19 protein-coding genes and 1 pseudogene are annotated in these 23,139 nt (G+C 66.8%); 11 read left to right on the forward strand and 9 right to left on the reverse strand.

Features of this window, described 5'->3' with window-relative positions:
- Position 1 precedes the first annotated feature (1 nt).
- Positions 2 to 1,462: a metal-dependent hydrolase family protein gene (locus VAR608DRAFT_RS13185; RefSeq protein WP_231973484.1), complete on the reverse strand. Its 1,461-nt coding sequence runs from the start codon at positions 1,460 to 1,462 to the stop codon at positions 2 to 4.
- Between the two features lie 117 nt (positions 1,463 to 1,579).
- Here VAR608DRAFT_RS13185 and VAR608DRAFT_RS13190 point away from each other — a divergent pair, with 117 nt between their 5' ends.
- The 6 genes from VAR608DRAFT_RS13190 to VAR608DRAFT_RS13215 all read left to right on the forward strand — a co-directional run bounded on the left by VAR608DRAFT_RS13190 (position 1,580) and on the right by VAR608DRAFT_RS13215 (position 7,194).
- The gene (locus tag VAR608DRAFT_RS13190; RefSeq protein WP_088954477.1) at positions 1,580 to 2,230 is read left to right on the forward strand and encodes a dihydrofolate reductase family protein; all 651 of its coding nucleotides are present in this window, start codon (positions 1,580 to 1,582) and stop codon (positions 2,228 to 2,230) included.
- 79 nt (positions 2,231 to 2,309) lie between these two features.
- Positions 2,310 to 3,920, forward strand: coding sequence for an MFS transporter (locus VAR608DRAFT_RS13195; protein ID WP_231973485.1), 1,611 nt, complete (start codon positions 2,310 to 2,312; stop codon positions 3,918 to 3,920).
- Between the two features lie 100 nt (positions 3,921 to 4,020).
- Complete coding sequence (gene aspA / locus VAR608DRAFT_RS13200) at positions 4,021 to 5,445, forward strand: aspartate ammonia-lyase (protein ID WP_088954478.1); 1,425 nt, start codon at positions 4,021 to 4,023, stop codon at positions 5,443 to 5,445.
- A gap of 9 nt (positions 5,446 to 5,454) precedes the next feature.
- On the forward strand, positions 5,455 to 6,066 hold the full coding sequence (locus VAR608DRAFT_RS13205; RefSeq protein ID WP_088954479.1) for a LysE family translocator: 612 nt from the start codon (positions 5,455 to 5,457) through the stop codon (positions 6,064 to 6,066).
- Between the two features lie 89 nt (positions 6,067 to 6,155).
- Positions 6,156 to 6,527, forward strand: coding sequence for a prevent-host-death family protein (locus VAR608DRAFT_RS13210; protein ID WP_088954480.1), 372 nt, complete (start codon positions 6,156 to 6,158; stop codon positions 6,525 to 6,527).
- A 10-nt stretch (positions 6,528 to 6,537) separates the two neighbouring features.
- On the forward strand, positions 6,538 to 7,194 hold the full coding sequence (locus tag VAR608DRAFT_RS13215) for a zeta toxin family protein (protein WP_088954481.1): 657 nt from the start codon (positions 6,538 to 6,540) through the stop codon (positions 7,192 to 7,194).
- A gap of 11 nt (positions 7,195 to 7,205) precedes the next feature.
- On the opposite strand, the gene VAR608DRAFT_RS13220 is transcribed toward VAR608DRAFT_RS13215, so the two are convergent.
- The 5 genes from VAR608DRAFT_RS13220 to VAR608DRAFT_RS13240 all read right to left on the reverse strand — a co-directional run bounded on the left by VAR608DRAFT_RS13220 (position 7,206) and on the right by VAR608DRAFT_RS13240 (position 14,134).
- Positions 7,206 to 7,646, reverse strand: a complete 441-nt coding sequence (locus VAR608DRAFT_RS13220; RefSeq protein ID WP_088954482.1) for a CBS domain-containing protein — start codon at positions 7,644 to 7,646, stop codon at positions 7,206 to 7,208.
- 45 nt (positions 7,647 to 7,691) lie between these two features.
- Positions 7,692 to 8,747, reverse strand: coding sequence for a 2-oxoacid:ferredoxin oxidoreductase subunit beta (locus VAR608DRAFT_RS13225; RefSeq protein WP_088954483.1), 1,056 nt, complete (start codon positions 8,745 to 8,747; stop codon positions 7,692 to 7,694).
- Positions 8,744 to 10,588: a 2-oxoacid:acceptor oxidoreductase subunit alpha gene (locus VAR608DRAFT_RS13230; RefSeq protein WP_231973486.1), complete on the reverse strand. Its 1,845-nt coding sequence runs from the start codon at positions 10,586 to 10,588 to the stop codon at positions 8,744 to 8,746. The genes VAR608DRAFT_RS13225 and VAR608DRAFT_RS13230 overlap by 4 nt, the downstream gene beginning before the upstream one ends.
- Positions 10,589 to 10,646: 58 nt before the next feature.
- The gene (locus VAR608DRAFT_RS13235) at positions 10,647 to 12,545 is read right to left on the reverse strand and encodes an FAD-dependent oxidoreductase (protein WP_088954484.1); all 1,899 of its coding nucleotides are present in this window, start codon (positions 12,543 to 12,545) and stop codon (positions 10,647 to 10,649) included.
- 131 nt (positions 12,546 to 12,676) lie between these two features.
- Positions 12,677 to 14,134: a cytochrome P450 gene (locus VAR608DRAFT_RS13240; RefSeq protein WP_088954485.1), complete on the reverse strand. Its 1,458-nt coding sequence runs from the start codon at positions 14,132 to 14,134 to the stop codon at positions 12,677 to 12,679.
- A 343-nt stretch (positions 14,135 to 14,477) separates the two neighbouring features.
- On the opposite strand from VAR608DRAFT_RS13240, the gene VAR608DRAFT_RS37010 reads away from it, so the two are divergent.
- Together VAR608DRAFT_RS37010 and VAR608DRAFT_RS13250 are read left to right on the forward strand one after the other, a co-directional pair.
- Entirely contained in the window at positions 14,478 to 15,542 is a 1,065-nt protein-coding gene (locus VAR608DRAFT_RS37010; RefSeq protein WP_157730903.1) for a hypothetical protein, read from the forward strand.
- Between the two features lie 600 nt (positions 15,543 to 16,142).
- Positions 16,143 to 16,556, forward strand: coding sequence for a DJ-1/PfpI family protein (locus VAR608DRAFT_RS13250; protein WP_157730905.1), 414 nt, complete (start codon positions 16,143 to 16,145; stop codon positions 16,554 to 16,556).
- Positions 16,557 to 16,673: 117 nt separating this feature from the next.
- On the opposite strand, the gene istB is transcribed toward VAR608DRAFT_RS13250, so the two are convergent.
- Together istB and VAR608DRAFT_RS13260 are read right to left on the reverse strand one after the other, a co-directional pair.
- A complete protein-coding gene (gene istB, locus VAR608DRAFT_RS13255) occupies positions 16,674 to 17,453 on the reverse strand; it encodes an IS21-like element helper ATPase IstB (RefSeq protein ID WP_088954487.1) in 780 nt (259 codons plus the stop codon).
- A gap of 56 nt (positions 17,454 to 17,509) precedes the next feature.
- Positions 17,510 to 18,433: pseudogene (locus tag VAR608DRAFT_RS13260) on the reverse strand (Mu transposase domain-containing protein); the annotation flags it as partial.
- Between the two features lie 146 nt (positions 18,434 to 18,579).
- Here VAR608DRAFT_RS13260 and VAR608DRAFT_RS13265 point away from each other — a divergent pair.
- From VAR608DRAFT_RS13265 to VAR608DRAFT_RS13275, 3 genes are read left to right on the forward strand one after another with little or no spacing between them, the layout of a single operon-like run.
- On the forward strand, positions 18,580 to 19,848 hold the full coding sequence (locus tag VAR608DRAFT_RS13265) for a site-specific integrase (RefSeq protein WP_088952376.1): 1,269 nt from the start codon (positions 18,580 to 18,582) through the stop codon (positions 19,846 to 19,848).
- Positions 19,845 to 21,212: a tyrosine-type recombinase/integrase gene (locus VAR608DRAFT_RS13270; RefSeq protein WP_088952377.1), complete on the forward strand. Its 1,368-nt coding sequence runs from the start codon at positions 19,845 to 19,847 to the stop codon at positions 21,210 to 21,212. The genes VAR608DRAFT_RS13265 and VAR608DRAFT_RS13270 overlap by 4 nt, the downstream gene beginning before the upstream one ends.
- A complete protein-coding gene (locus tag VAR608DRAFT_RS13275; protein ID WP_088952378.1) occupies positions 21,209 to 22,210 on the forward strand; it encodes a tyrosine-type recombinase/integrase in 1,002 nt (333 codons plus the stop codon). Before VAR608DRAFT_RS13270 ends, VAR608DRAFT_RS13275 begins: the two co-directional genes overlap by 4 nt.
- Positions 22,211 to 22,274: 64 nt before the next feature.
- Here VAR608DRAFT_RS13275 and VAR608DRAFT_RS13280 read toward each other — a convergent pair whose 3' ends face one another.
- Positions 22,275 to 22,916 carry a hypothetical protein gene (locus VAR608DRAFT_RS13280; RefSeq protein ID WP_231973104.1) on the reverse strand — a complete coding sequence of 214 codons (642 nt, stop codon included), beginning with the start codon at positions 22,914 to 22,916 and terminating at the stop codon, positions 22,275 to 22,277.
- Positions 22,917 to 23,139: the final 223 nt, after the last annotated feature.

The following is a 23,139-nucleotide window of genomic DNA, read 5'->3' on the forward strand; positions in this document are numbered from 1 at the left end:
ATCAGCCCTTCAAGGTGTTCTTGTGCACCTTGCCGTCCTTCATGACGATCATGAGGCTCGTCTCCGGCGTGGCCAGCAGCGCGATGTTGTCCAGCGGATTGCCGTCCACCAGCAGCAGGTCCGCATACGCGCCCTCCTCCAGCACGCCGAGCTTGCCCGGATAGGGATTGCGCGGCCCCGAGAGGCCCATCAGTTGCGCATTGGTCGATGTCGCCATCGTGAGGATCTCGCTGTTCGAGAACCAGCGCGTGAGATGCGTGAGCATCGTGCCCTGGCGCCGCGCGAGCGCGGGCGAGAACAGCATGTCGGAGCCGAAGGCCGTCTTGATCTTGTACTTCTTCGCGAGCTTGTAGAGGCCGTCCGTGGCCCCGAAGACCTGCTGCGCGGAAACGAGGTTGGGGCCGGTCAGCCGCCCGGTGTCCTCATCGGACAGGAAGGGCTGGGTGCTGAGCCAGACGCCCTTGTCTGCCATCAGCCTGGCGGTTGCATCGTCCATCAGGTGCGCGTGCTCGACGCATCGGGCGCCCGCGTTGATCGCGCGCTGCACCGTGGCGGGTGCGTAGGCGTGCACTGCGATGTAGGTGTTCCAGTCCTTGGCGACCTCGGCGGCGGCGCGCACTTCGGCCTCGCTCAAGGTCGTCAGGTCCAGTGGGGTACGGGGCGACGAGACGCCGCCGCCGCCCACGATCTTGATCTGCGATGCGCCCTGCGTGAGCTGCTCGCGCACGCGCATGCGAATCTCGTCGGGACTGTCGACGATCGCGGCCGCGCCGGTCCGCTCCGTGAAACTCTGGACGCCGGGCGTGCGCGGCACATCGGACAGCGGACGCAGGTCGCCATGGCCGCCGCTGCCGGTGATCATCGCGCCGCACGGATAGATGCGCGGCCCGGCGATCAGTCCTTCATCGATGGCCTGCTTGAACGCGAACACCGGGCCGCCCAGGTCGCGCACGGTGGTGAAGCCCCGCAACAGCGTGCGCTCGGCCTCCGCGCTGCCGGCCAGGTGGATGTAGCCCATGTTGCCCTGCAGCAGCACCGGCAGCGGCAGGGCCGCGAACAGCGAGTGCCAGTGCGCGTCGATCAGCCCCGGCATCATCACGCGGCCCTGGCAGTCGATGCGCTGCGCGCCTTCGGGCGTCGCGGGCGTGCCGCTGGCGATCGCCTTGATGCGGTTGCCTTCGACGAGCAGGTGCAGGCCGTCGCGCAGCGAGGCGGAGCGGCCGTCAAAGATGCGAACGTTGGTAAACAGTGTCGACCCGGGAGGTGCAGGCGTCGCGCTCTGCGCCTTCGCCTTGAACGGCAGGCCGAGCGCCGCGACCGACGCAGCCATGCCGGCGACGAAGCCGCGGCGGCTGAGGTCCGCGTTGATGCGGCTCGTGAGCGTATGGATCTCCGGGCGATGACACAGGCACACGGCGCGCCGGACGACCGTGTCGCCGGTGAGGGATGAGCAGGCGTACAAGACGGGGCTCCTTCTCGGATCGGCTGGGTCCGCGCATCGTGTCCCTGCCAGGCAAGGCATGTCAACCGCGTCGAAAGACCGGTTGCGCCGTACGCAAGCGCTTGTAAGAATCACCCGATGCCCAAACTGCGTGTACAAAGCTTCGCCCTCTCCCTCGACGGCTACGGCGCCGGGCCCGGCCAGGACCTGCAGAACCCGCTCGGCATTCGCGGGCCCGAACTGATGGAGTGGTTCTTCCCCACGCGCCTGTTCCGTGCCATGCACGGCGGCGGGGGCGAAGGCGAGACCGGCATCGACAACACGCTGGCCGAAGAAGGCTTCGCGAACGTGGGCGCGTGGATCCTCGGGCGCAACATGTTCGGCCCGGTGCGCGGCCCCTGGCCCGACGACAGCTGGAAGGGCTGGTGGGGCGACGAGCCGCCGTATCACACGCCCGTCTTCGTTCTCACCCACCATCCGCGGCCGCCGCTCGCGATGAAGGGCGGCACCGAGTTCCGCTTCGTCACCGAGGGCATCCACGAAGCGCTCGCGCAGGCGAAGGCCGCGGCGGGCGGCCGCGACGTGCGCGTCGGCGGTGGGGTTTCGACCGTCCGGCAGTACCTGCAGGCCGGCTTGATCGACGAGCTGCATCTCGCGCTGCGGCCGGTGCTGATGGGTTCGGGCGAGAACCTCTTCCAGGGCCTCGACCTGCATTCGCTGGGCTACGAATGCCATCGCAGCGTGGCCGGCGAGCGCGCGACGCACATGTTCCTGCGCAAGCGGGGCTGATGCCGCTGTCCGCCGAGCGACTCATCCGGCGCGCGGTGCACGCCGATAATCGGCGCAGCCCGCCGATGGATTCCCGCGCTTGAACTCACCCGCTGCCACCGCCACGTCCGCGCCACCATCCATCTGGAGTCCGCTGAAGATCGGGTCCTTTCGCGGGCTCTGGACGGCCGGCAGCCTCTTCTTCGTCGGCAACGCCATGCTCAACATGGCCGCCTCGTGGCTGATGATCGAGGTCACGGGGTCGTCGTTCCTTGCGGCGCTGGTGCAGACCGCGTCCTTTCTTCCGATGTTCCTCCTGTCGCTTCCGGCGGGCGTGCTGGCCGACACCACGCATCGCCGCGAGCTGATGCTGCGCGTGCAGGGCATCTATGCGGCTGCGGCGCTGCTGCTGACCGCGCTCGCGTTCGCGGGCTGGGCCGGACCGGCGACATTGCTCTTCTTCACCTTCGTGCTCGGCGTCTGCAGCGCGCTGCAATCGCCGTCGTGGAACTCGGCGGTCAGCGATGCGGTGGGCCGCAAGCAGCTGCCGCAGGCCATCACGCTGATCTCGATGTCCTTCAACGGCGCACGCGCGGTCGGGCCGGCGCTGGCCGGCCTGATCTTCGCGTGGACCGGAGGCGGCGCGGTGTTCGCGATCGCGGTGCTCACCGCCATCGGCATGAGCTACGCCACCCGGCGCTGGCCGCCCGCGCCGCCCACGGTCGGCAAGCTGCCGGCGGAGCGGCTCTGGGGCGGGATGGTCAGCGCGCTGCGCTATGCGCGCCATTCGCCGGCGATCTTCGCGCAGCTCGTGCGCACCGCCGCCTATTCGGGCCTCGGCTCCGCGCTGTGGGCGCTGCTGCCGGTGATCGCGCAGCAACGGCTCGAACTCGGCGCGGCGGGCTTCGGCCTGCTGATGGCCTGCCTCGGCAGCGGCGCGGTCGCGGCGGGCTTCTTCGTCGGGCGCATGCGTTCGCGCTATGAACTCGACACGCTCGCGATGGCCTGCTGCGCGATCTTCGCCGCCGCGATGCTGGTGGGTGCGCTGGTGACATGGCACGCCGTGGTGTACGTGAGCTTCGTGATCGGCGGCGCCGCGTGGATGACGATGATGTCGACCTTCAACGCCGCCACGCAGACCAGCGCATCGCCCTGGGTGCGTGCGCGCGCGGCGTCGATGCACACGCTGTGCTCGCTCGGTTCGTTCGCGCTCGGCTCGGCGCTGTGGGGTGCGGTCTCGAGCCTGCTGGGATTGCCGGCTGCGCTGTGTATCGCCGCCGCCGGGATGCTCGCGAGCGTGGCGCTTGCCAGGCCCTATCCGCTGCGCATGGGCGCGGACGACGAAGTCACGCAGGTCGCGCAAGCGGACGAACTCTCGCTCGCGAGCGAGCCCGAATTCGAAGCCGGTCCGGTCGCGGTCGAGGTGGTCTACCGCATCCGCGAGGCCGATGCCCCGCGCTTCCTCGATGCGGTGCGGCTGCTCGCGGTGCCGCGCCGGCGCGATGGCGCGACCTTCTGGCGCATCTACCGCGACCTCGGCGATCCGACGCGCTACGTCGAGCGCTTCATCGTCACCTCCTGGGCCGACTACCTGCGCCAGCGTTCGCGCGCCACCGTGGCAAGCATGGAGTTGGAGGCGAACGCCCGCAGCTTCCAGGTCGAAGGCGAGGCCGTGGTCACGCGGCACTACCTCGCCGAACGCAGCTCCTGAGCGGGCGAAAAGGCATTCGCCAGCGCGCGCACTGCGCGCTACGATGGCTGCGGTCTCGTCGCAATTGCGCTTCATTCCATCCACGAACCCAGGAGGAGACATGAGCAACGTACGGATCGAACACGACCTGCTCGGCGACCGCGAAGTCCCGGACGACGCCTACTACGGCGTCCATACGCTGCGCGCCAAGGAGAACTTCCAGATCACCGGAACCACCATCTCGGCCTATCCGGACCTGATCGGCGCGCTCGCCTCGGTCAAGCAGGCGGCGGCAGAGGCCAACACCGAGCTCGGCCTCTTGCCCCCCGAACTGCGCGACGCGATCGTCGCCGCCTGCCGCGAGGTCCGGCGCGGCTCGCTGCACGACCAGTTCGTGGTCGACGTGATCCAGGGCGGCGCGGGCACCTCCACCAACATGAATGCGAACGAGGTGATCTGCAACCGCGCGCTCGAGATCCTCGGCCACCAGCGCGGCGAGTACAAGTACCTGCATCCGAACGAGCACGTCAACATGGCGCAGAGCACCAACGACGTGTACCCGACCTCGATCCGCATCGCGACCTGCTTTGCGATCGAGCGGCTGCTCAAGGCGATGGAGTACCTGCGCGCCGCGTTCGCCGCCAAGGCCGAGGAGTTCGCGCACCTCTTGAAGATCGGCCGCACGCAGTTGCAGGACGCGGTGCCCATGACGCTGGGCCAGGAGTTCTCGACCTACGCGGTGATGATCGAGGAGGACATCGCGCGCCTGACCGAAGCCTCGGCGCTGATCCGCGAGATCAACCTCGGTGCGACCGCCATCGGCACCGGCATCACGGCGCACCCGGAGTATGCGGGCAAGGCATTGGCCGCGCTGCGCGACATCACCGGGCTGGACCTCTCCACGGCGCCGAACCTCATCGAGGCCACGCAGGACTGCGGCGCCTTCGTGCAGCTGTCGGGCGTGCTCAAGCGCATCGCGGTCAAGCTGTCGAAGACCTGCAACGACCTCAGGCTGCTGTCGAGCGGCCCGCGCTCGGGGCTCGGCGAGATCAACCTGCCGCCGATGCAGGCCGGCTCGTCGATCATGCCCGGCAAGGTGAATCCGGTGATCCCCGAGGTGGTCAACCAGGTGGCCTTCGAAGTGTTCGGCAACGACGTCACGGTGACCTTCGCGGCCGAGGCCGGGCAACTGCAGCTCAATGCCTTCGAGCCGATCATCGCCAATGCGCTGTTCCGCAGCTTCAAGCACCTGACCAACGGCTGCATGACGCTGGCCGACCTCTGCGTGAAGGGCATCACGGCCAATCCGGCCAAGCTCGAGGAAAGCATCGAGCGCTCGATCGCGCTGGTCACCGCGCTCAATCCGATCATCGGCTACAAGCAGGCGACCGAGGTCGCCGCCGAGGCCTTCGCCAACGGCACCAACGTGCGCGAGGTGGTGCTGGGGCGCAAGCTGATGACCGAGGACGAACTCAACGAGGCGCTGCGCCACGAGGTGCTGACGCATCCGCACGTGTACGAGGCGGCGCGGCGCAAGGACGCTTAGCATTCCTGCATGAATCTCCACACCTGGCTCATCTACCTGCTGGCGGCCACCGGACTGTCGCTGTCCCCCGGCCCCAACGGGCTCCTGGCGCTGACGCACGGCGCGCTGCACGGGCGCCGCAAGACGCTCTACACCATCTCCGGCGGGGCGCTGGGCTTCGTGATCGTGATCGCGCTGTCGATGTTCGGCATCGGCGCGCTGCTCAAGGCCTCGCTGACCTGGCTCACGGTCATGAAATGGCTGGGCGGTGCCTACCTCGTGTGGCTCGGCATCCAGGTGTGGCGCGCGCCGCCGATCGGCATCGAGGCCAGCGCGCCGGCCGAATCGCGCTCGGGCCGGTCGATGTTCGGGCAGGGAGCGCTGTCGGCGTTGACCAACCCGAAGGGAATTCTCTTCTTCGCGGCCTTCCTGCCCCAGTTCATCGACCCGGCGCGCAGCCTCTGGGTGCAGTTTTTGATCATGGCCGGGACCTTCGCGGCGATCGAGATCACGACCGAACTGCTGATCGCCAGCATGGCGCACCGGATCAGCCCGTGGCTGCGAAAAGTCGGGCGGCGCTTCAACCAGGCCTGCGGCGGCGTGTTCGTGGCGATCGGGGTGGCGCTGCCGCTGCGCAGCTGAGAGCTCTGGCGCCCACCCAATTTGGGCAAAATGGCTAAAATCCCCAAATCGGCCATATTGGCCGGATTGGATATCCACCGGAGCCCGCCATGTCCAGCCCCAGCATTTCGCGTCCCGAAGCCATCGACCGTTTCACGCGCGGTCTGCCGGCCGTCTCGGCCACCAAGCTGGTCGCGGGGATGCAGAAGGTCACCAGCGCCGTCATGACGCACGGCGCCGTGGTCGTCACCCGCCACGACGAGCCGGCCATGGTGCTGATGTCGATCGACCGCTACCTCGCGCTCGAACAGGCGGCCGAGCCCGATCTGGACGCCCTCACGCAGCAGTTCGACGACATGTTCGCCCGCATGCAGGGCAACGAAGCCGCCGAGGCGATGGAGAGCGCCTTCGCAATGACGCCGGCCGAACTGGGCAAGGCGGCGGTCCGCGCCGCCGGCGGCGGCAAGTCCGCCAAGAGGTGATCCGCGGGTAATGGTCGCGCGCATCTTCGTTCTCGCGGGCGTCAACGGAGCCGGCAAGAGCAGCATCGGCGGCGCGGCGCTCCAGGCACGCAAGGTCCCCTACTTCAACCCCGATCTCGCGGCGCGCACGCTGCAGGGCGCCAATCCCGCGCTCACGCAGGCGGCGGCCAACGCACAGGCCTGGGAAATGGGCCGCGCCGGGCTCGAACGCGCGCTGGCCGAGGGCCTCAATTTCGCCTTCGAAACCACGCTGGGCGCGCGCACCCTTCCCGACATGCTGCTCGCCGGCGCGCGCAAGGGCGCGCAGGTGCACGTCTGGTACGCGGGGCTCGAATCGCCCGAGAAGCACATCGAGCGCGTCAAGGAGCGCGTGCTCGCCGGCGGCCACGCCATTCCCGAGGACAAGATCCGCGCGCGCTACGTCAGCAGCCGCGCGAACCTCATCCGGCTCTTGCCGCACCTCGCGAGCCTGCGCGTGTACGACAACAGCATCGACGGCGACCCGAAGGCCGGCGCCCGGCCGCAGCCCGTGCTGGTGCTGCACATGGAAAGCGGGCAGATCGTCTCGCACATCGCGCTCGAGCAGGTGCCGCAGTGGGCCAAGCCGGTAGTGGCTGCGGCGTTCGAGGCGACGAAGAAGAAAGCCGCAAGGCAGCCGCGGCACTGAGCGCCTCGCGGCTAGCCCAGCACGTCGTTCACCTGCTCGTTGAACTCGGCCTGGCTCAGCGCCACGCCGATTTCCCGCGGCAGCGCATCGCGCACCGAGAACACGCCGAGCACCTTGCTGTTCTTCGATATCAGCGGCAGGTGCCGGAAGCCGCGTTCGAGCATCAGCACGACGGCATCGGATACCAATGTTTCAGGCGCGACACAGATTGGGTTGGGTGTCATGACCGCGCGCACGCTGGTGGCGTCGGGATCGAGCCCGCGCGCGAGCACGCGCGTCATCAGGTCGCGCTCCGTGAGGATGCCCAGCAGCCTGTCGGGGGGCTCCATGACGAGCACGCTGCCGCAGTTGGCGCGCGTCATCACGCACGCAGCGTCGCGCACCGTGGCCTGCGGCCCCAGGCTGGTCACGTGCTTGCGCGAGATGGACTGGAAAACTGTGCGTTCAGCCATGATCCGCCTCCATCGGAAACGCGCTATGGTGCGACGGGCCGTCGCTTAACGCAAGGTGGCGTTCAGCCGCTCCAGCGCCTGCTCGCCGGGGCAGAGTTCGGCCGGGCCGAGCGTGTTGAGCGGCCGGTCGACCGTGTTGAGCGCGGTGTGCAGGTCGGTCGCGAGCGGGTCGACGTAGAGCAAGCCGGTGACGATCTCGCCCATTTCCTGGTGCCGCTGCATGTGCGCCATCGCGGCGTAGCGGTCGCAGGGGTCGTAGTCCGGATGCAGGCTGCGCAGGCGCAGCAGCGTGCCGTCGTGCTGGCGCACGTCCATCACCTCGCCCGGCGCCATGTCGACGCTGATCTCGTCGCGCGCGCTGATGAAGTCGATGCGGCTCACGGCCTCGTTGTGCTCGCGCACGTAGTCGTAGCTCTTGGTGCTGCCCGGATGGTTGTTGAAGGCCACGCAGGGGCTGATGACGTCGATGAAGGCCGCGCCGCCATGGCTGATCGCGCCCTTGATCAGCGGCACGAGCTGCGCCTTGTTGCCCGAGAAGCCGCGCCCCACGTAGGTCGCGCCGAGCTGCAGCGCCATCGCCGCCAGATCCACCGGGCTGTCGGTGTTGACCACGCCCTTCTTGCTCTTGGAGCCCTGGTCGGCGGTGGCCGAGAACTGGCCCTTGGTGAGGCCGTAGACGCCGTTGTTCTCGACGATGTAAGCCATGCGTACCCCGCGCCGCATCGCGTGCGCGAACTGCCCGAGGCCGATGGAGGCCGAATCGCCGTCGCCCGAAACACCCAGATACAGCAGGTCGCGGTTCGCGAGGTTGGCCCCGGTCAGCACGCTGGGCATGCGGCCGTGCACCGTGTTGAAGCCGTGCGAGGCGCCGAGGAAATAGTCCGGCGTCTTGGAGCTGCAGCCGATGCCCGAGAGCTTGGCGACGCGGTGCGGCTCGATGTCCAGCTCCCAGCAGGCCTCGATGATCGATGCCGAGATCGAATCGTGCCCGCAGCCCGCGCACAGCGTGGAGATCTTCCCTTCGTAGTCGCGCCGCGTGTAGCCCACCTTGTTGATGGCCAGCGTGGGATGCCGCATGCGCGGCTTGGCGATGTAGGTCATGCACGCTCCTGGTTCACGCGCTTTGCGATGGTGTCGGTGATGAATCGCGCCGTGATCGGCGTGCCGTCGAAATGCAGCACGCGCACCAGCCGCGCCGGATCGACGTCGAGCTCGTTGACCAGCAGGCTGTGCATCTGCGCGTCGCGGTTCTGCTCGACCACGAACACCCGCTCGTGCTGCGCGAGGAAGCGCGCGACGCTGTCCGGAAACGGAAATGCGCAAAGGCGCATCGCATCGAGATGAACGCCGCGTTCCTGCAAGGATTCGAGTGCCTCGTGCATGGCCGGGCTGGTGGAGCCGAAATAGATCACGCCGAGCGGCGTCTTCCGGGCCGCCAGCCGCACCACCGGTTGCGGCACCATCGTGGCCGCCGTCTTGAACTTGCGCAGCAGCCGTTCCATGTTGTAGATGTAGTCGGGGCCGCGCTCGGAGTAGCGCGCATAGGCATCGCGCGTGGTGCCGCGCGTGAAGTAGCTGCCCTTGGTCGGATGCGTGCCCGGCAGCGTGCGCCACGGAATGCCGTCGCCATCCACGTCCTTGTAGCGGCCGAAGTCGCGGCCCGCTTCCAGCTCCTCGGCGGTCATCACCTTGCCGCGGTCGTAGGCGCGGCTGTCGTCCCATTCGAAGGGCTCGCACAGGCGCTGGTTCATGCCGATGTCCAGATCGGTCATCACGAACACCGGCGTCTGCAGCCGGTCGGCGAGGTCGAGCGCCGCCGCCGCATGCACGAAGCATTCGTGCGGGTCCTCGGGGAACAGCAGCACATGCTTGGTGTCGCCGTGCGATGCATAGGCGCAGGCGAGGATGTCGGCCTGCTGCGTGCGCGTGGGCATGCCGGTCGAAGGCCCGCCGCGCTGCACGTTGATCAGCGTGACCGGAATCTCCGCGAAGTACGCGAGGCCGATGAACTCGGTCATCAGCGAGATGCCCGGCCCCGAGGTCGCGGTGAAGGCGCGCGCCCCGTTCCAGCCCGCGCCGACCACCATGCCGATGGAGGCGATCTCGTCCTCCGCCTGCACGATCGCGAAGCGCTGCTGGCCGGTCGCGGGATCGACGCGGAACTTCGAGCAGTATTTCTGGAAGGCCTCCGCCACCGACGACGACGGCGTGATCGGATACCACGCCGCCACCGTCGCGCCGCCGTACACGCAGCCCAGCGCAGCGGCGCTGTTGCCGTCGACGAAGATGCGGTTGCGGACGCGGTCCGCGCGCCGTACCTTCAGGCCGATCGGCTCGCGCAGGTGCTCGCGCGCGAAGTCGCAGCCGAGGTGCAGCGCCTGCACGTTGGAGGCGAGCAGCCTTTCCTTGCCCTTGTACTGCTCGCCGAAGAGTTTCTCGACCACTTCGGGCTCGATGCCCAGCAGGACCGCGAGCGCGCCCACGTAGACGATGTTCTTGAACAGCTGCCGCTGGCGCGGGTCCTGGTAGACCGCATTGCAGATCTCGGTCAGCGGCATGCCGATGACGCGGATGTCGTCGCGGAACTTCGAGGGCGGCAGCGCGCGCGTGCTGTCGTAGAACAGGTAGCCGCCCGGCTCGAGCTCGGCCACGTCGGCGTCCCAGGTCTGCGGGTTCATCGCGACCATCATGTCGGTGCCGCCGCGCCGGCCCAGGTGGCCCGCCTCGGTCACGCGCACTTCGTACCAGGTCGGCAGGCCCTGGATGTTGCTCGGGAAGATGTTGCGCGGGCTCACCGGCACGCCCATGCGCAGGATGGCCTTGGCGAACAGCTCGTTGGCCGATGCCGAGCCCGAGCCGTTGACGTTGGCGAACTTGATGACGAAGTCGTTGACGGCCTCGATCTGCCGCACGATGCCCTTGGGTGGAAGCGTAGCGCTCATTCCGAAACCTCCGTGCTTCGCACTGCGGTGCGAGCGCCTTCGGGCGGCCGGGCGGCGCTCATGCGGGCACTCCCTCGGGCGCGACGCGCTTCTCGCGCGCCCTCGGGCCGGCGGGCGTGGTCTTCAACAGGAACTTCTGCATGTCCCAGGCACCCGTCGGGCAACGCTCGGCGCACAGGCCGCAGTGCAGGCACACGTCCTCGTCCTTGACCATCACGCGGCCGGTCTTGAGGCCGCCGGAAACGTACAGGTCCTGCGCCAGGTTGAGCGCCGGCGCCTTCAGCCGCTGCCGCAGATCGGCCTCGTCACCGTTGGTGGTGAAGGTGATGCAGTCCATCGGGCAGATGTCCACGCAGGCATCGCACTCGATGCACACGGTCTCGGTAAACACCGTCTGCACGTCGCAGTTGAGGCAGCGCTGCGCTTCCTTGAAGGCGGTGGCGGCATCGAAGCCCAGTTCGACCTCCACGCGGATGCTCGCAAGCGCCCTCTCCGCCTTTTCCCACGGCACCTTGTAGCGCAGGTCGTTCGAGGTGTCGTTGTCGTAGCTCCACTCGTGGATGCCCATCTTCTGCGACACGAGGTTGGTCATCGGCGCCGGGCGGTGCGTCACCGGCTCGCCGTGCAGCAGCTTGTCGATCGACACCGCCGCGTCGTGCCCGTGGGCCACCGCCTCGATGATGTTCTTCGGGCCGAAGGCCGCATCGCCGCCGAAGAAGACGTTCGGCACGGTCGACTGGAAGCTCGTCTTCTCGAGCTTCGGCAGGCCCCACTTGTCGAACTCGATGCCGCAGTCGCGCTCGATCCACGGGAAGGCGTTCTCCTGCCCCACCGCCACCAGCACTTCATCGCACTCGAAGAAGGCATCGGGCTCGCCGGTGGGCACCAGCTTGCGGTTGCCCTGGTCGTCGTACTCGGCGCGCACGATCTCGAAGCGCATGCCGGTGAGCTTGCCCTTTTCGAGCACGAATTCCTTCGGCACGTGGAAGTTGATGATCGGGATGCCTTCGTGCTGCGCGTCTTCCTTCTCCCACGGCGAAGCCTTCATCTCGTCGAAGCCGCTGCGCACGATGACCTTCACGTCGGTGCCGCCGAGGCGGCGCGCGGAGCGGCAGCAGTCCATCGCGGTGTTGCCGCCGCCGAGCACGATCACGCGCTTGCCGATGCGCGTGATGTGACCGAACGAGACCGAGGCCAGCCAGTCGATGCCGATGTGGATGCTGTCCGCCGCGTCCTTGCGTCCGGGCGCGTCGAGGTCGCGCCCGCGCGGCGCGCCGCAGCCGACGAAGATCGCGTCCCAGCCCTGGGCCATCAGCGCCTTCATCGAATCGATGCGCTTGCCGCCGCGGAAAGTCACGCCGAGATCGAGGATGTAGCCGGTCTCCTCGTCGATCACCGATTCGGGCAGCCGAAAGCGCGGGATCTGCGTGCGGATGAAGCCGCCCGCCTTGGGCTCTTCGTCGAACACCGTGACTTCATACCCCAGCGGTGCGAGGTCACGCGCGACGGTCAGCGAGGCCGGCCCCGCGCCCACGCAGGCGATGCGCTTGCCGTTGCGCGGCTCGACCTTGGGCATGCGCGCGCGCACGTCGCTCTTCATGTCGGCGGTCACGCGCTTGAGCCGGCAGATGGCCACCGGCTCGGGGTGAAATGGCCCCCCAGGGGCTTCGCCCCGCCCCCCCGAGGGGGCGGTCCCGGCTAGGGGCGGCCCGTCGCCGGGCGCATTACCTTCCTCCACGCGCCCGCGTCGGCACGCCGGCTCGCAGGGCCTGTCGCAGGTGCGGCCGAGGATGCCGGGGAAGACGTTGGAGACCCAGTTGATCATGTAGGCCTCGTCGTAGCGACGCTGCGCGATCAACCGGATGTATTCGGGGACGGGGGTGTGCGCGGGACAGGCGTACTGGCAATCGACGACCTTGTGGAAATAGGCCGGATTCGCAATGTTGGTTCGCTGCAATGCGGTCTCCTGGATGCCGCCCGCTGGCCCGGGAGAAGGCTTCGCGGGTCTGCCGCCAGTATGCGCCGCACGCGTGCGCGCGCAACCTTGGTGGAATCCCGCAGCACCAAGGGGCAAGGAATGCCTGAGTGCTACATGCTGGCGACGCGCTCGCGCAACCGCATGCGCAGCCCGACCGGGGTCATGGTGAAGGCAAGCATTTCGCGCGCCGGCTGGCCGTCCGGCGTGTCGATGGACGCGATGTCGAAGCGGCCCAGCAGCACGGCCATCGCCATCTTCATCTCGAGCAGCGCGAGGTAGCGGCCCGGGCAGATGCGCGGGCCCGCGCCGAAGGGCATCGAGGTGCGCTTCGCGGCGCTGCTCAAGGCCTCCGGTCCATCGGCCAGCCAGCGCGCGGGCGCGAAGGTGGCGGCGTCGGGCACATGGCTGTCGCTCACGCTGTCGCGACGCATCAGCGCGGCAACGACCGAGCCCGTCGGCACCTCGACATCGCCCACCACGGTGTCACGTATGGCCTGCGCGAAGAGCAGCGGCGCGACCGGCTTGAGGCGCATGGTCTCCAGCGCGCAAGCCTCGACGAAGTCGAGGTCGGCGACCTGGGCGAAGTCGGGCAACGGGCCGCCGGGCCCGTCGGGCAGCAGGCGTCGCACCTCCTCGGTCGCACGGGCCAGCTCGGCCGGATGACGCCACAGCAGGTCGATCATCCACGCGATGGTGTTGGCGGTGGTGTCCTCGCCCGCGAGCAGCATGGTCATCACGTTCCCGGCCACCTGCTCGTCGCTGATGCCGCTCTCGGGCTGGTCCGCGGCCGCGATCATCGCTTCGAGCAGGTTGCGCGGATGCGCACGCCGGTCGGGGTCGGCCTGCATCCGCTGCCGCGCTTCGGCGACGAAGCGATCGACCGCCTCGTTGACCGCGATCACGCCCCGCTTGAGCGCGCGGTCGCTCGCCGTCGGGAACAGGCGCCAGGTCGGGAACGGCGCCAGCACGCGCCGCAGCAGCGCCGGGAAGATCTTGTCGAGGTGCTGCTGGATCACGTCGGCGCCGGACTCCAGCGTGTTGACCTCGGCGCCGAAGGCCAGCCCCGCGATGGTGTCGACGGTGTAGCGCATCAGGTCGGCCTGCAGGTCGATGTCGTGGCCCTCGCGCGCCGCCGCGGCCCACCGTCCGGCGAGCCGGTCGGCGACCTTGCGCAGCGACGGGAAGTAGGCCTTGACGTGCGCAGGATCGAAGCTCGCCATCACCATGCGCCGCTGCCGCCGCCAGTCGTCGCCGTTGGCGCCGAAGACGCCGGGCCTGAGGCCCATCTCCTTCGCGACGGCTTCGAGCCGGCTGGTGCGGCTGAAGCCTTCCGGCCGGTCGCGCAGGATCGTCGCGATCACCTGGTGCTCGCCCACGACGAGCATCGGCCGCCTGCCGAACCTGACCTTGAAATACGGCCCATAGGCCGCGCACCAGTCCTCGAGCTGGCGATGCATGCGCTGCGGCTTTATCTGCAGCAGGTTGCCGACGACGGGCAGCCCGCGCGGCCCTGGCAGGTCGTCAATGCGGCGCGTCGGCCCGGGAGGGGTTTCCAATTGAGTGCTCAAGACAGCCTCTTGCGATGGACCAATTGTCAGCAATTTCACATCCGTGAATTGACGTGAATTCTCGCGCTGTTTTTTCCGGCCCTTCTGCCCGTGGCCGCCCCGACCCGGGTGCAGCTCAGCCCCAGGGGCGTAAGGGCTGAGGATGTCGACCAGAGATTGCGAACGGTCATCCACTCGATGGGAGCTGAACTTCCGGAAGCCGGGCCAAAACCAGCCGGTCAATCGCGTCGCTCAATTCGATGCGGAGGCGAACGGATTCCTCTTCAACCTGACTCTCGACTGACTATAAATGACCACTTCAGTGTTACATTTGAATGTAACTAACTGCGGATGAGGGTCGGAGATGGATAGAGGAGAGTTGTCGTTCCGCATGGGCGGGAAAAGTCATGCGCCTGTCCGTGGGGCGCTTGCGAGTTGTGCGGCGGCCTTGATACTGGCTGCCTGCGGTGGTGGTGGTGGTGGTGGCGGCGGGGCAGCGCTTGTGTCGGCGCCATCCGGTGCTGCCGGTCAGGCCCAGACGGGCCAGACAAGCACCGCTGCCAATGGCGCGCAATCAAGCCTCGCAACCGATTTGCTCACCTCTACGGGCAGCAGCCCATCAGGCAATACGACGCCAGTTGAATCCGTAGGGCCGGGTTCTGACCCGAGCCCAGGGGCGTTCACCAAATACGCATTCAAGGTCGGGCCGTATATAGATTTCTTCGATCCCGACGTGGCCCAAAAGGTCATGGCCGCCTTGGCGACGCCAGAATTGCTTGGCTATGAGTACCAGGCGTTAGCAAGCCCGGTATATGTCAAGGCCGATCCGGGGGTAGCCTACACCTACTGGATCGGCCCCAGAAGTGAGATGAACAGCATCGACAACCAAACGCAAATTGTTGCTCTCGCAAATGAGGGGCCGGTATTGTTCAGAAGGCCTGTTGTCAGTGATTCATTCGTGGTCGAGACTGCTTTGATCGACATTCAACCACTGGAGCAACTTGTGGGCCGGCTGAATGTGGCTGGTAGCAATGGGTTTTGTTTATTAACCGCAATGGAGGGGCTCCGCTTGCGCGTTGCAAGACGCGTTGAGGCGAATCCGGCGTACTGCGAATTTCAGGAATGGCTTACAGATCATCCCGTGGGTGACGACGAGTATCTCCAGAAGATAAACGAATTGGGCGCAGCGGGCTATAAGCTGTTTTTCAACAGCTACTATGTTCGCGACACTACTCAGAAGGTCCGCTTTTCGTACGAAGCCGTGGAACAGCCACCCTTGGCCGACATGACTGTGGAGGAGCGCGTCGCTATTTTCAATAAAATGGGCGCAACGGGGGCACTGTCCTACTCTGCTTTGCAGGACAAAAATAAGGCGGTGTATCGCCGGACCTTCGATTGCGCCCGCCGTTGGTTTTGTGGGTATCCCTGAGACAACTCGCCACGCTTCGAGGAGCTTCGTCGCCGAAGAAGCGCTGGTGGTTCTGTGCGGTCTGGTGGGCGAAGGAGGCGCTGCGAGGAAAGAGTGCCCGTTCATAGACCTCCAGTGCAGCCTCGATGTCATCAGGATGGTCCCGAAGCGCTTGGCCCAATTCGGCGCCATCGAGAATGGCGAGGTTGGCTCCCTCGCTCGCTGACTGCGCGGCCTTCGTTAGCTTGCCAGTCATTGCGATGGCGTCGAAGCTTGTCTACGGCATGGATGTACTTGAGGACGCCGGCATCGACTGGAAGACGTACGCACGGATGGTCGGACAGCGGGCGAGTGCGCAGCGCGTGACGGCCGATCGCAAGGCTGAACTGTTTGAATCATGGCCATGATTCGGAGGTTGCGCAGGAATACGACGTCTTGGTCCATGGGAGCCCCGGCAGAGCAAAAGGGCCTGCATTGTGGAGCGAGGTGGTGCGGCCGTATCGAGCGATCCATTGGATGGCACAAATCGAGGGGTGTCTGTCATTGCTGCCAGAGGCAGTCGGCCCTACCTTTGATAGCGACGCGGCCACTGGGGCCGCATCAATATCAAGGAATACCGACATGGCTTATTCGAACGACCCCGACTACCGCCCGACCATTGGGATCTTGCTGTATCCGGGTTACACACTTCTGGACCTTGCGGGGCCGCAGATCGCGATCGGCAACCAAGGCAACACCCTGTTGTTCTGGAAAGACAAGAATCCCGTCCGCGGAGACAACGGGCCCGAACTGGTCCCGACCACGACGTTCGCAGAGTACGACGGGAACATCGATGTTCTGCTCGTCCCCGGCGGTTTTGGTGTCGAAGATGCGATGGGCGACCCGGAGATCATCGAGTTTCTCCAGCGCGCAGCCAAGACCGCACGCATCGTTTCGTCGGCCTGCACCGGAACCCTTCTTCTTGCCGCAGCCGGCCTGCTGCGTATTTCGGCCAACGTGACCGATCATTTCGGTCATCGTGACCGACGCCGATGAGGGCGTCGGCAAATGTCGTTTCGGTATCGTGACCGCCCGTTTCGGCGATCGTGACCGCCGGGCCGGCGGCGGGTACTGCGTAGGGGGTGAAGTGTAGGGTCGGGGCGTGGGGTCAGGTCAGGATTTGGCCTCCTGAGTTGTCTTTTTCGTCTTGCTTGCCACACCTGCGTTGCGTCCCGTGCGACGTGATTCGCCTTCGAGCGTGAAGCGCCGGCAGTGCTGCATCAAGCGGTCGAGGATTGCGTCGGCCAGGGTCGGATCTCCCAGCCATGCGTGCCAGTGCTCAACGGGCAACTGGTGCGTGATGACCGTGGCGCGCTGCGCGCTGCGGTCGTCGATGATCTCCAGCAGGTCGGCACGGGTGGATGCATCGATGGCACCCGTTCCCCAATCGTCCAGCACAAGGACGTCCACCTTGGCCAGCTGCTGCAGCCAACGCCGGAAGCTGCCCGCCCCGTGCAGGATGCGCAGCTCCTCGGCCAGGCGCGGCACGCGCAGGTACTGCGCCGAGTGCCCTTGGCGGCAGGCGTATTGCGCCAGGGCACACGCCAACCAGGTCTTCCCCAGGCCCGTGGCCCCGGCGAAGCAGACCGTCTCGCCGCGCTCGATCCACGTGGACAGCGCCAGACCCATCAACGTCGAGCGATCGATGCCGCGGATGCCCTCGAAGCTCGCGTCCTCCAGCGTCGCGGTCGTGTACTTCAGCTGGGCCCGCTGCAGCAGTCGGGTGCGCTTGCGGTCGTTGCGGGCATAGACCTCTCGCTCAACCAGCAGGGCCAGGCGTTCGTCGAAGGACAGGCCCAGGCAGTCGGCCTGCTCGTGTTGCTGCTGCAGCGCGTCGGCGAAGCCTTGGAGCTTGAGGGAGCGCAGTTGGGCGATGGTGGCGTTATTGAGCATGGGGATCAGCGTTGTTTGGTGGTTTACAGGCAGCGAAGGCGTCATGGCGGGTTGCATCATTGGTAGTAGCCCGGGCCGCGCACGTTGGCGTGCGCCGGGCTGGTCCATTCGGCGGGCGCTTCCTGGGCGACGCGATCCCGGTTGTTGGCCAGCAGATCACGCACGTGTCTGTAGCGCACGGTCCCCAGCGCCAGGGCGCGCTCGCACGCCGCCTCCAGCCGTTCCTTGCCGTAGCGCCGCGACAGACTCAGCAGCCCCAGGCAGGAGCGATAGCCGTGCTCCGGATGCTTGTAGGTCTGCAGAAGCCGGGTGATGAGTTCGCCGCAGGCCATGCCGATCTGCCGGCCCCACTCGATCAGGCGCTGGGGCGTCCATTGCAGCTGTGCCCGGTGCGCTGCGGGCATGTGTGCTTCGACCGTGGTGTAGCCGCCGCGCCGGTCGCTGCGGACATGGGCGGCCACCCGCTGGCCGCGCAGCAGCAGCTCCACGGCGTGCTTCGTCAGCCGTGCCTCCAGCGTCTGCCCCACCAGCGCGTGGGGCACGCTGTAGTGGTGGCCGTCCAGCTGGACGTGATAGTCAATGTGGACCTTCACCGTCTTGAAGCGGGCGAGTTCATAGCGCTGCGGCGGCAGCGGCATCAAGGACGGTGCGTCCAGCTCGGCGAACACGCTGGCGCGACTGCCGGGCAGCTTTTGGAACGGGCGCTCGTTCACGCTGGGCAGCAGCTTGGCGATGGCCGCGTCGACCTGGGCGACGGTGTCGAAGCGGTGGTGACGCAGCCGCGCCAGCACCCAGCGGCCGATGATTTGCACCGAACTTTCTGCGGAAGCTTTATCTTTTGGCGAACGCGGGCGCGCCGGTAAAACCGAGGTGCCGTAGTAGCGGGCGAAGTCCTGCACCGTGTCGTTTGCGCGCGGCTCGTAGCGGTCGGCCGAGGCGATTACGGCCGTGGCGTTGTCAGGCACGACGAGCGCCGGTAATCGTGAGGACCGTTTAATGCGAAGCAGAGTCACCCCCACTGCGGCACCACTCTGAACACCCCTTCCATCAGAAGGTCACCTGCTCGTCATTTGGCGGTTTCGTCTATGCCCTTGATCGGGATGCATCCCGATCAAGGAGACACGCCATGTTTGACCGCGTTTCGCCACAGCATGCTGCGCTGCTGAGGCAACTTAAGCACCAACTCGTTGACACCGGTTACAGCTCAGGCGCGATCCGACGCCAATGCGCCGTCGCTGCGAACTTCCTTCGCTACCTCGAGCGGCGCAAGCTCGCTGTCGCAGATCTGCAGCCGCTGCACGAGGAGCAGTACCTGCGCTGCGAGCAACGACGATTCCAGCGACGCCACGGACACGCGCCGCGGTCTATGGGAAGCTGGCGCGGCTCGCACAGCGCAGGCATCCACCAACTGATGCGGATGGTCATGGGCCGATGGCCGCCTGAGCCCTCGCCAGGCAATGAATTCGAGGCATTTGCCCACTCGCTTTGTGATGAGTTCGCTCAGTGGCTCGAGCAGGACAGGGGGATGGCCGCCGAGACCATTGACGACCTGGTCGCCGAGGCGCGGCGGTTCATGTGCTGGCGTCACGGCCAACAGTCGTTGGCCGACGAGCTGCGTTCGCTGAGCACCGCTGACATCGACGCGTACCAGCAGGCGCGGGCGCCTTCGTTGCGGCGCGTCTCACGCAAGTCGCTGGCCCAGCGGTTGCGCAGCTTTCTGCGCTTCCTGCACGCCAGTGGTAGAACGCCCGACGAGCTGGCCAGCCGCGTGTTGGCGCCGACACTCTACGCGCTGGAGTCGATCCCTTCGGCGCTATCGGTGCAGCAGATCAACGACGTCGTGCGGATCTGCCGCGCCGACCGCTCGCCGACAGGGCTGCGCGACCACGCCATCGTATTGCTGCTCGCTAATTATGGGCTGCGTGCCGGGGAGATCGTTCGGCTGCGGCTGGAAGACATCGACTGGCGAGGCGATCAACTGTTCGTGCGGCATTCCAAGACCGGCGCGCAATCGGTGCTGCCGCTGCTGCCGGCGGTCGGATCCGCGCTGCTCGCCTATCTGCGCCACGGTCGGCCCGCAACAGGTGCTCGCGAGATCTTCATTCGCGCACGTGCACCCTATCGGCGCTTTGCCAGCGGATCCAGTCTGTACGCGCAGCTCCAACGACGGCTCAACGCCGCCGGCGTGCAAACCGACGGCAAGCGGGGTCCTCATGCCTTCCGGCACGCGCGCGCGGTCAGCCTGCTGCGCAGTGGAGTCCCACCGAAGGTCATTGGCGATGTGCTGGGACATCGATCCGCAGCATCGACAGCGCCGTATCTGAAGCTCGCTGTGGACGAGTTGCGCGATGTGGCTCTGGAGATCGATGAACTCATTGGGGAGGGCGCGCGATGAACACCTGGCCTGACGACGACTCTGCGATCGAGCGGCATCTGAAGCACCTGAAGCTGCGCAGCCGCGACACAGTAGCGGTCTACCGGTGCGTGCTACGCGGGTTTCAGCGCTTCGTGCGCGAGCGTGACGACCCGAGCGTCGGCATCGCGACGCTGCAGGCCTGGCTGCGCGATCGTACGGCGCACTGGCAGTCATATCTGGTGCTGCATAGGGCGCGCATCGTCGATCGCTTCCTCGACTTCCTGCAGTCCGAAGCGGCGATCCCGATCAACCCCCTTGCCCAGCTGCGCGAGCGCTACGCTCAACGATGGAGCACCCCGGTCGTGCGTGCGCTGTTTGCGGCCGATCCACACGGCACGCTCGAAGCCCTGCGCCCGCCGCCACGGTTCGCCAGCTTTCTGGGCGACATGCTGCGCCGGCACGTCGAGCTGATGCGCGCCATCGGCTACCGCTATGAGACGCAGTCGGCGCGCCTGCTGCGTTTCGATCGCTTCCTGCAAGGCCGCCCGGAGCTCGCCGGCCAACCGCCGAAGGTGCTGCTGCAGCAGTGGGCGGCACAGAGCCGGACGCTGAACGACGCCTGGGAGTGCGAACAGACGGCGCGCACAGTCGCGCGCGCCTGGCGACGACTCGATCCGACCATCGATCTGCCTCCGCCGGATCGGCGGCTCAAGCGTTGCGCCAAGCAGCAACAGCGCCGCCCCTACATCTACTCCCCGCAGGAGCTACGCCTATTGCTCGACACCGCGGGAAGCTTTCCGTCCCCGTGCGCACCCCTGCGCCCGCACGCGCTTCACACCATGCTCGTGCTCGCTGGCTGCGCCGGGCTGCGGCTGGGCGAACTCGCGCGCCTCGATCTGCGCGACGTCGACTTGGACGCCGGTCTACTCGAAGTGCGCGAGACGAAGTTCTTCAAGTCCCGAGTGCTGCCGCTCAGCGGCAGCGTGATGGCCGTCTTGCGCGAGTATCTCGACGCCCGGCGCCGGGCCGGCGCACCGCAGGACGGCAGCAGCGGCCTGTTCTGGCATCAGCAGGCCGCGGGCCGCTACTCGCGAGTGATGATCGAGAAGCTACTTGTCCGGGTTCTTCGGCGAGCCGGGCTCAAGCCGGATCGGGGCAGGTGCGGACCCCGCATCCACGATCTTCGTCACGTATTCGTCGTCTATCGCATGCTGGCGTGGTATCGACAGGGCATTTATCCGCAGGCGCGGCTGCCGTACCTGGCGACCTATCTCGGCCACAAGGACATCCATTCGACGCTGGTGTACCTGACGGTGACTCAAGAGCTTCTGCAACTGGCCAGCGAGCGGTTCCGGCAACTGGCACTGCGCAAGCTGCACGCCACGACGGGAGCAGCGCGATGAAGCCGGTCGATCCGTTCCCTGCATTGCTGCACGCCTTCTTCTATGAGCGGCTGGTCCAACAGCGCAACGCCTCCGTGCACACGATACGCTCGTACCGCGACGCGTGGCGACTGTTCCTGCGCTTCGTCGCCGCGCACCGACACTGCCGCGTCACCGACCTCACTCTGCCGGCGCTGAGCGCCGGCGAAGTGGCTGCATTCTTGCAGTACAGCGAGTGCGATCGGAAGGTGTCGATCGGCACGCGCAACTGCCGGCTCGCGGCGCTACACAGCTTCTTCGCCTTTGTCGCCGAGCGCGAGCCTGCGGCCGTCGCGCAGTGCGCCGAGGTGCTGCGAATCCCCACCAAGAAGGCACCCAGGCCAGCCCACCGGGACCTCGAGCTGCACGAGATCGAGGCGATCCTGGCGCAGCCCGACCGTGGCCGACTGGAGGGTCAACGCGACCACGCGTTGCTATGGTTCCTCTACAACACTGGTGCACGTATTCAGGAGGCACTCGATGTCCGTGTCGCCGATGTTCGCTTCGATACACCACGTTGCGTTCGCCTGTTCGGCAAGGGCCGCAAGGAACGCATTTGTCCGCTGTGGCCGGAGACGGTCGACTTGCTCTCAGCACTGCTCGAGCGCCAGCCACGCACCGGTGATGAACTACTGTTCGTCAACCGCTACGGGGCACCTCTGGGCGCATCAGGCGTGCGGTTCAAGCTCGCGCAGTACGTCCGTGCCGCCACCCAAGTGATGCCAACGCTGGCATTGAAGAAGGTTTCGCCGCACGCGTTTCGGCACGCTGCCGCGGTTCATCTACTCGCCGCTGGAGTCGATGTCGCCGTAATCCGCAGCTGGTTGGGCCATGCGAGCCTTGAGACCACCTATCACTACGCCCAAGCCAACCTGGACACCAAGCGCGAAGCACTGGAGCGGCTGCAGCCACCACCGACCAAGAAGTCTGCGCCTTGGCGACGCGATGCCAGCCTGCTCGCCTGGCTGGAATCGCTCTGACTGCGTGCAGCCACCAATGCGAAGGAACTGTCCGTCTTGGGCGTGTTCGGATCCAGGGACCACATCAGTTCCTTCGCATTAAACGGTCCTCACGATTACCGGCGAAATCAGTAGCTGCTGATTTCGCCGGCACGCCGCCGTAAAAATGCAGTGCCCGCACCATGCCCTCGATCCAGTCGTCCAGGCGTTGCGTGGGCGTCGCGCAGGCGAACACGCAGCTGGAGGCGGCCATGGCCGAGACGAAGACCTGGGCGCGGGCGCCGTCGCTCAGCGCCACCGTGGAGCCGGCGTAGTCGATGAACATCTTCTCCCCAGCGCGCCGGTGCTGGCGCATCGAGCGCTTGAGCGTGGCGGCGAAGGCCTTGTAGTGCTCGCAGAACTGCGTGTAGCGCCAGGTGCGGCCCTGCGGATTCGCCTCCACGTATTCCTGCCACAGCAGCATCAGCGTGACGCCCTTGCGGTCGAGTTCGCGGTGGATGCGGCCCCAGTCGGGAACGACGACGGGCGAAGCGGCTTGCGAGCGGGGTTGCAGTGCCGTCGAGAGGTGCTGTTCGCCCCAGTGCTGGACGGTGTCCCAGTCGAGGCCGGCGGCGGTGGCCAGTCCGACGTACTTGGCCACGACGCCCTTGGAGATCTTCAACGTGGCGGCGACTTGCTCGTGCGAGAGCTGCGCGTGCCACTTCAGGCGGAGAACATCTTTGATCATGCGTAGAGAGAGTTGTTGCTTGGGCATCCGCGGCTCGAGGGCAAAAACCGTCGAGGGTAGGAGGCCCGGGGTTGCGTTCTCTACGCAGCACTGCCGGTGGGACCAGCGCCCTTGTTATGGGGCGCCGTCACGGCGGTCACGATCGCCGAAATGGCCGGTCACGATCCCGAAACGGTCGGTCACGATGAGCCGAAATGCAGGTTCGGTCACGATGACCGAAATG

Origin of the sequence: Variovorax sp. HW608 (assembly GCF_900090195.1) — a bacterium.
In the GTDB taxonomy this organism is placed as follows: domain Bacteria; phylum Pseudomonadota; class Gammaproteobacteria; order Burkholderiales; family Burkholderiaceae_C; genus Variovorax.

Bases quoted from the DNA above. Each gene is read 5' to 3' on its own strand.
- VAR608DRAFT_RS13190 (WP_088954477.1), top strand. From the start codon at position 1,580: ATGCCCAAACTGCGTGTACAAAGCTTCGCCCTCTCCCTCGACGGCTAC.
- aspA (WP_088954478.1), top strand. From the start codon at position 4,021: ATGAGCAACGTACGGATCGAACACGACCTGCTCGGCGACCGCGAAGTC.
- VAR608DRAFT_RS13205 (WP_088954479.1), top strand. From the start codon at position 5,455: ATGAATCTCCACACCTGGCTCATCTACCTGCTGGCGGCCACCGGACTG.
- VAR608DRAFT_RS13210 (WP_088954480.1), top strand. From the start codon at position 6,156: ATGTCCAGCCCCAGCATTTCGCGTCCCGAAGCCATCGACCGTTTCACG.
- VAR608DRAFT_RS13215 (WP_088954481.1), top strand. From the start codon at position 6,538: ATGGTCGCGCGCATCTTCGTTCTCGCGGGCGTCAACGGAGCCGGCAAG.
- VAR608DRAFT_RS13220 (WP_088954482.1), bottom strand. From the start codon at position 7,646: ATGGCTGAACGCACAGTTTTCCAGTCCATCTCGCGCAAGCACGTGACC.
- VAR608DRAFT_RS13225 (WP_088954483.1), bottom strand. From the start codon at position 8,747: ATGACCTACATCGCCAAGCCGCGCATGCGGCATCCCACGCTGGCCATC.
- VAR608DRAFT_RS13230 (WP_231973486.1), bottom strand. From the start codon at position 10,588: ATGAGCGCTACGCTTCCACCCAAGGGCATCGTGCGGCAGATCGAGGCC.
- VAR608DRAFT_RS37010 (WP_157730903.1), top strand. From the start codon at position 14,478: ATGGATAGAGGAGAGTTGTCGTTCCGCATGGGCGGGAAAAGTCATGCG.
- VAR608DRAFT_RS13250 (WP_157730905.1), top strand. From the start codon at position 16,143: ATGGCTTATTCGAACGACCCCGACTACCGCCCGACCATTGGGATCTTG.
- istB (WP_088954487.1), bottom strand. From the start codon at position 17,453: ATGCTCAATAACGCCACCATCGCCCAACTGCGCTCCCTCAAGCTCCAA.
- VAR608DRAFT_RS13265 (WP_088952376.1), top strand. From the start codon at position 18,580: ATGTTTGACCGCGTTTCGCCACAGCATGCTGCGCTGCTGAGGCAACTT.
- VAR608DRAFT_RS13270 (WP_088952377.1), top strand. From the start codon at position 19,845: ATGAACACCTGGCCTGACGACGACTCTGCGATCGAGCGGCATCTGAAG.
- VAR608DRAFT_RS13275 (WP_088952378.1), top strand. From the start codon at position 21,209: ATGAAGCCGGTCGATCCGTTCCCTGCATTGCTGCACGCCTTCTTCTAT.
- VAR608DRAFT_RS13280 (WP_231973104.1), bottom strand. From the start codon at position 22,916: ATGATCAAAGATGTTCTCCGCCTGAAGTGGCACGCGCAGCTCTCGCAC.